The sequence below is a fragment of the Candidatus Atribacteria bacterium genome (assembly GCA_011056645.1).
GTDB classification, from domain to species: Bacteria; Atribacterota; Phoenicimicrobiia; order Phoenicimicrobiales; family Phoenicimicrobiaceae; genus Sediminicultor; species Sediminicultor quartus.
The window spans coordinates 1-8,053 of record DSEL01000015.1; the positions used below are offsets into that span (position 1 = coordinate 1).

The window sequence follows — 8,053 nt, forward strand, 5'->3', positions numbered from 1 at the left end:
ACTAATTCTTCTAAAATAATCTTGGGTCCCTTCTGGCTATCTTTAAGCTCTAAGTCTGCAATATTCAATAATTCATAAGCTTTAGTGATTTCCTTAAAAGTATATTTTTTTGATTGCCTGATCATTTTTTCCACTACAAAGTAAGGAAGTTTGAGTTTTTTTTCAATTTCTTTAAAATTATCTCCTTTTCTCAGTAATAATTTAGTTTGAAGTATAAGTTTTATTTGCCGGTATATCATTGCAAATATAGATAGATAATGAAGATTCCCTTGATCTAATTTTACCAGGCCATCTATTGCATTATTGATATCTTTATCTCCAATAGAATCTAATACTTTAAAAATATTTACTCCCTCTGAACCCCCCAAAGTTATCATCACATCTTCTTTTTCAATTATTTTTTGTTCCTTGGTATAAATGTCTATCTTTTCTATTTCATTAAAAAGGCAGCCTAAATCAGAACCAACTATAGATTGAAGATAAAATAAAGCTTCCGGAGTGATTTTTTTATTGCTCTTTTTGAATTTAGATTTTATCCAAAAAGATAATCTTGCTTTATCAGGAAGATTAAAATTAGCTACTACCCCTATTTTTTTAATGACAGTAATCAGTTCTTTACTCGGGCTGTTATCTTTATAAATAATTATTAAAGAAGAAAAATTATTTTTTAAACTTAATTCTTTAAAATAATTGGCTAATTTTATCTCATCATTTTTATTAATTTTATCTGCTTCTTTGATAACCAGTAATTTATGTTTTAACATAAAGGGTATTGTATCAAAATCATTTATTACTTCATTAATAGACAATTTTTCGCCGTAGAAAACATGGTAATTTAACTCACTATAGGAAGAGCCAAATATTTTGTTTTTAATTTTTTTGGAAATGTCTTCTTTTAAGTAATTTTCTTTTCCATAAAATAGGTACACCGGATATATTTTATCTTCTTTGATAAGGTTCAACATACTTTCGTAATTCATATATTTTCCTGAATTCATTTTAACTATTTTCCTTTGAAGTTCTTATCCAGTATTCCTGACCGTCTGTTCTTATAATTATAGTTCCATCTTCATCCGTTCGATAAATCTGTATATTTCTATCTTCTAACTTTTTTATAGTGTTTTCCGAAGGATGACCAAAATTATTTTTGCCTACAGTAATAACCGCAATGCTGGGATCAACCTTAGCCAAAAATTCTAAATTAGTGGAAGTTGCACTTCCGTGGTGACTAACTTTCAATATATCGCTTTGCAAGATATCCTGCCAGACTAACAATTTTTCCTCAGCAGTTTCTTCAATATCCCCGGTAAAAAGAAAATTTGCATTTTTATAGAATAATTTTACCACAATCGAAGCATTATTAAAATCCGATTCCTCGTAGTAATCAACATCATACAAAGGATTAAGCAATAATATTTCCAAATGATTACTAAAAATAAAATTATCTCCGGGTCTGGCCTTATAATAGGGTATTCCCTTATTTATTATCAGAGAATAAAATTCTTGACATTCTAATGAATTACAGGGTAATCCGCTATCTAATACTCTATTTACTTTAATTTCCCTTAGCAGCGGTAATAATCCCTCCAGATGATCTATATGGGGGTGAGTTAAGATTAACAAATCAATCTCACCTATCCCCTTTCTTCTTAAGTACGGTATGACGATCTTTCTTCCCACATCAAAATCACTTTGAGGAGTACCCCCTCCATCGATCAAAATATTTAACGTATTAGGAGTATTAATCAGAATACAATCTCCCTCACCCACATTTATAAAATTAACTTCCAACTCATCGGTAGGAGAAAATACTTGAACTGTGATGGCAATCAAAGTAATTGCTAATACTAAGAAGGCAGCATTTTTCTTTTCTTTCGGGAATAGCTTTTTCTTATAGAATATTTCAATAATAAAAAATACCACCAGATAATATAAAATAATAGCCATAATAGAAGGCTGGGCAACATAAACAAAGGCCAAAGGAAGTGAAGCAAATGACTTTGCTATTAAAACTATCAGGTTTAACATTAGATAATTTATATTAGCAATAATATCCGCGAGAAAAATACTTACCAATCCCAAAAAAAAGGTTACCAGTCCTAAGATTACCGCTACCCCGGTTAAAGGAACAATAAATATATTAGAAATAATAGCAATAATCGATACTTTAGTGAAAAAATAGGCAGATAACGGAAAAATTCCTATCCAGGCAGCCAGGGATACTGCCAGAGGATTTTTAATCCCAATTACGATCTTGGAAAATAAATCTTGCAATACCGGCGATAAATTGATGATAGAAAAAGTTACTATAAAGGATAAAAGAAAACCCGCATCATATAGATTCAAAGGATTAATTAATAAGATAATAAAAGCGGCAAAAAATAGAGAAATATTAAGATTTCTATTTCTATTAATTAATTTTCCCGTTATTAATAAAACAAACATAATAGTTGCTCTCAATACAGAAGGACGAAAACCAGTGATAGATGCATAGAGGAAGAGAATTAATATCAAGATAAACAATTTAAGGTTCTTTGGTAATTGTAATAGGCTTAAAAATGCCAGTAAAGTCATAGCAATTATGCCAACATGTAAACCGGAAACTGCCAAGATATGCATAATTCCTGCTTCGGAAAACAGCTCCTTAAAATCAGGAGGAATAAAACCTTTTTCTCCTAATAACATACCGGCAAGAAGATAATTGTAAGGTTGTGGTAAAGTCTTATTGGTAATTTCATCTATTTTATTTCTCGCTAACCGTGAAAAGAATACTAAAAAATTGAAATTGTTTTCTCCTATTTTTCGAATATCTTTTTCTTGCCAGACATTCAGACAGGTAAAGATCTTTTCTCGAGCCAGGTAGAACCCATAATCAAATTCGCCAAAATTCATAGGACCTTTAGGCTTTTCTAACTTTCCTTTAATTTCGAGTACATCCCCGTATTTAAACGGGCAGTTAGCCAAATAGGTATTCACCAAAACTAACCCATGAGTCCCAATGCATTTATCTCCACTTTCTATCTGGTGAGCTTTGATTTTAAAAATAGTTTTATCTTGATTAGGATAATACTCTTTATCTAAAACCGTACCAATAATGGTTGAATTTCTGTCTTCTATGAAATTTACAATATGATTGTTAGTAAGAGGATTAGAATGAAGATTATAATTGAAGATACCGATTAAAAATATTATGAAAAAACATAATGCAGTGGTGGTGTTCCATTTCTTTAAGAGACTGATAATAGAAATTAAAATTAAAACTATTATAATTGAAGCTAAAAATGTTAGGTTAGTATTAATGAATTTAGCAAAGATTACTCCAAATATATATATTGCTAAAATTATCGGTAGCGGCCTAATAACCTTTAATCTAATATCAGAAGAACTATTTTTTATTGGACACAAATTAAATCTTTAATTCCTTCAAATTTTTTTTCTCCGATTCCTGAAACGTTCTTTATGTCTTCAATCACTCCGAATAATCCATTCTGATTTCTATATTCTATGATCTTTTCTGAAAGAACCGGTCCAATTCCAGATAAAGTTTGTAACATTACTGCGTTAGCGGTATTAATGTTAATTTTTGGGAGGTTAGAAAGCGGAGAAGATGAATAGGCACTTACTACAGGGTTATTAATATTTGCCTTGATTTCTTCACCGGCTTCACTATAAGTTTTATACGGGATAATTATTTTTTGGCCATCTTTGAGTAGAGCAGCAAGATTAATTAAATCCAAATTAGCCTTTTCGGTCGCTCCTCCGGCAATTTTTACGGCATCAATGATCCTATCGGTTGGTTTTAATTGATACACTCCGGGATTTTTAACGGCTCCGGCGACATGAATAATTACCGAGAGATCCTCTATTGGTATAGCTGATACGGAAGTATTTTTTAAAATATCCGAATCACGGTTCACTATAAAATGATCTTCTCTGTTGATATTTTTATTTACCACTATCCCTAAACCGATTATTATTAATACCAATACCAGTATTATGGTAATTTTCTCTTGATTGGAAAGGTTAAACATTTATAAACTCTCCTTACTTTAGTATTAATTTACCAATTCACCAATGCACCAATTCCCCAATTAAATTAGTCGTTAGTGAATAGTGAATAGTCGTTAGTATTAAATTAAAGATACAACATAATATAATTAACCGATACTCCGATTTACCAGTTCATCAATTAATTGGGGAATCGGTTAATGGATATTAAAGTACCTCTTTGCTTCGCCTACGGTATAAAGTGATCCTGTTATCCATATTAAATCATTTTCTTGGGCATTCTCAAGAGCGCAGATAATAGCCTGTGGAATATTTTCAGTAACTATTATTTTATACTGTTCAATATATTGTGCCGCTTCTTGTGCAATTAACTGAGCAGGAGTTGCTCGAGGGTTATTGGTCTGAGAAGCAATAACCATATCTGCTTCAGGGACTATTATTTCTATCATCTTTTTGTAATCTTTATCGGAAAAAATAGCTAATAGCAAAATAAGCCGTTGATAGAAAAATATTTCTTTCATGGCATCTCGCATTATCTTTATTCCATTGGGATTGTGTGCTCCATCTAATACTAATGTAGGATTGTTTTGGATAACTTCTAATCTCCCAGTCCACTTAACTTTTTCCAAACCGGTTCTTATCGCTTTTTCTGAAATGCTTATTCCCCGAATTTTAAGTGCTTCTACAGCCGAAATAGCAGCAGCAGAATTCTCTGCTTGATGTCTGCCTAATAAAGGAATATGAAGTTTTTTATATTCATGATCAATTCCTTTTAAATCGAAGGTAACACCCTTAAGATTGGAGGTTATTATTTGGAAAATTATTTCTTTCCCCACACTGTAAATTAAGGAATTCTTTTCATCAGCGATCACCTTGATCTCCTTATAAGCTTCTTCGTATTGTTCGGAAGATATTACAATTCCACCCGATTTAATAATACCCCCCTTTTCTCGGGCAATTTCTTTTAAGCTATTCCCTAATTTATCCATATGATCATAATCAATATGAGTAATGACCGAAATTAAAGGCTCACAAACATTCGTAGCATCTAATCTTCCACCTAATCCTGTCTCTAAAACCAAAAAATCCACCTGCTCTTCAAAAAAATAGAGAAAAGCCATGGAAGTAATTACTTCAAAGAAAGTGGGATGACCGTAAGAAGGCGTGTTTTTAACCTTGTTTACGCAAGGTTTGATTTTTTCTAACAACGCACATACTTTTTCCTTATTTATTGGTTTATTATTTATTTTGAACCTTTCGGTAAAATTAACTAAATGAGGAGAAGTATAAAGACCAACTTTATAACCTTCAGATTGCAGAATTGAGCTAATTATGGAACAGGTTGAACCTTTTCCATTTGTTCCGGCAATATGAATTATTTTCAATCTTTTATGAGGTTCACCAAGAAGATAAAGCAAATAGTTTATATTTTTCAATCCCAATTTTATACCATATTTAGTTAGGTCATAAATATAATCTAATGCTTCTAAATAAGTGATCACATTTACCTTCTTCTTCTTTTCTAACTCTACACTTTACGTTTCACGTTATCCGCTAATTTACTTTAATTAAAACTTTTCAGATTATTTTCTAATCTTTCTTTCATATCCTTTAGATCATTCGCTTTATCTCTTTCCTTCTTTATAATATCCTCAGGAGCTCTGGATAGAAAATCAGAATTATTAATCTTTTTACAAATTGTATTCAGCTCATTATTTATTTTATTCATTTTTTTCTCTAAGCGAGCTATTTCTTCCGGAATGTTTATTAGCTCCTTTAAGGGAATAAAAATTTCTACCCCTTCCAGAATTCCGGTTGCCGAATGTAAGGGTTTTTTTATCCCGGATCCTATTTCTAATGATTTTGTTTTAATCATGGTTTTAATATAACCAATATTTTTTTCTATTAGCTTTAAACTATCTTTTTCATTAATATTTAAACATAAATCGATTTCTTTGCTATAGGGAATATTCATATCTGACTTAATATTTCTTATCGTTTTTATGATGCTCATTATTTTCTCCAACTTATTTTCTGCATTTTTGTTCCGGTATTCTGCTTTATATTTTGGCCAGGGTGAAACCATGATACTATCCCCTCTATGTGGCAATCTTTGCCATATTTCTTCAGTGATAAAAGGCATAAACGGGTGTAAAAGCTTTAAAATATTTTCTAAAACAAACCAAAGAACATATTGAGTTGTTTGTTTTTCTGTTGTACCTTGCTCTTGATGTAATTTTGATTTACTAAACTCTATGTACCAATCACAAAACTCGTTCCAGGTAAATTCATAAATAGTTTTAGCGGTTTCTCCATATTTATATTCATTGAGGTACTCGGTGGATTTTTTAATGGTTTCATTTAACTTACTAATTATCCACTTATCGACCAAGGACATTTTTAATTTTTCTTCTTCTATTTGGTCAATATCGAAATCTTGTAGATTCATGATAGAAAATCTGGCAACATTCCATATTTTGTTAGTAAAATTCCTGAATCCTTTAATTCTCTCTTCTGATAGGCAGATATAATTTCCCTGTATAGTTAAAGAGGCCAGGGTAATACGCAGAGTATCTGCGCCGTATTCATCGATCACTGTTAAAGGGTCAATAACATTTCCACTGGATTTGCTCATTTTCTTACCTTCTGCAGCTTTAATAAGAGGATTTATATAAACTTTCTTAAAGGGTACTTCATTGCGGAACTTTAATCCCATCATTATCATTCGAGCAACCCAAAAGAAAATAATATCAAAACCGGTAACTAATACAGAAGTCGGATAGAAACATTTTAGATCTTCTGTCTCTTCCGGCCAGCCCAAGGTAGAAAACGGCCACAAAGCAGAACTAAACCAGGTATCTAAAACGTCTGGATCTTGCTCTAAATTATGGCTTCCACATTTTTTACATATCGTAGGATCCTCTAATCCTACAATTATTTCTTCGCAATCTTGACAATACCAAACCGGAATCCGATGTCCCCACCATAACTGACGTGAGATACACCAATCTTTAATATTTCGCATCCATTCAAAATATACTTTTTCCCAGCGATTAGGTATAAATTCAATTCTACCTTCTTCCACAGCCACGATTGCCGGTTCAGCAATTTCCTTCATTTTTACAAACCATTGTTTAGAAAGATAGGGTTCGATAATAGTTCCGCATCTATAACAATGCCCGATAGAGTGCTTATAATCTTCGATTCTATTTAAAAATCCTTTTTTTCTTAATTCATTTAAAACTACCTCACGACATTTATACACCGGTAAGCCTTTAAAACTTCCGGCTTGTTCATTCATTGTACCATCACTGTTTAATATATTGATTATGGGTAGTTTTTGGCGTTTTCCCAATTCAAAATCATTTAAATCGTGAGCTGGGGTTATCTTTACCGCCCCTGTACCAAATTCAGGATCAACATAATTATCTCCTATTATGGGAATTTCACGATCCATTAAAGGTAATATGGCAGTTTTACCGATAAATTTTTGATATCTTTTATCATCAGGATGAACTGCTACTGCGGTATCGCCGAGCATGGTTTCTGGACGGGTAGTAGCTACCGTGATTATCTCTCCTCGAGAATCTTTTATGGGATAATTTATATAATATAGATTTGCATCTTCTTCAACTGATTCAACCTCAATATCAGCCAAAGCAGTCTGACACCTCGGACACCAATTTATGACATAATTCTCTCTGTATATCAAACCTTCTTGATACAACTCTACAAATACTTTTCTTACCGCTTTGGAAAGGCCTTCATCTAAAGTAAACCTTAATCGTGACCAATCACAGGAAAATCCTAATTTTTTTAATTGGTTAATTATATTATTTCCGTATTTTTCTTTCCATTTCCATACTCTCTTTTCAAATTGATCTCTACCTAAATCGTACCTACTTTTGCCTTCTTTAGCAATCTCCTTTTCCACGACATTTTGAGTGGCAATTCCGGCATGATCAGTTCCCGGCAGCCAAAGCGTATTATAACCTTGCATTTTTTTCCATCTAATTAAAATATCTTGTAGAGTATTATTCAAGGC

At 32.0% G+C, this 8,053-nt stretch carries 5 protein-coding genes; all 5 read right to left on the reverse strand.

The window, feature by feature from the left end:
• The coding region (gene holA, locus ENO17_00820; GenBank protein ID HER23600.1) for a DNA polymerase III subunit delta at positions 1-998 on the reverse strand (998 nt) is incomplete at its 3' end.
• A 1-nt stretch (position 999) separates the two neighbouring features.
• Positions 1,000-3,405 (reverse strand): DNA internalization-related competence protein ComEC/Rec2, encoded by a 2,406-nt coding sequence (locus ENO17_00825; GenBank protein HER23601.1) that lies wholly within the window; start codon positions 3,403-3,405, stop codon positions 1,000-1,002.
• On the reverse strand, positions 3,393-4,031 hold the full coding sequence (locus tag ENO17_00830) for a hypothetical protein (GenBank protein HER23602.1): 639 nt from the start codon (positions 4,029-4,031) through the stop codon (positions 3,393-3,395). The genes ENO17_00825 and ENO17_00830 overlap by 13 nt, the downstream gene beginning before the upstream one ends.
• Before the next feature lie 174 nt (positions 4,032-4,205).
• Positions 4,206-5,507 (reverse strand): bifunctional folylpolyglutamate synthase/dihydrofolate synthase, encoded by a 1,302-nt coding sequence (locus ENO17_00835; GenBank protein HER23603.1) that lies wholly within the window; start codon positions 5,505-5,507, stop codon positions 4,206-4,208.
• A 65-nt stretch (positions 5,508-5,572) separates the two neighbouring features.
• On the reverse strand, positions 5,573-8,053 hold a 2,481-nt coding region (locus tag ENO17_00840; GenBank protein HER23604.1), incomplete at its 5' end, for a valine--tRNA ligase.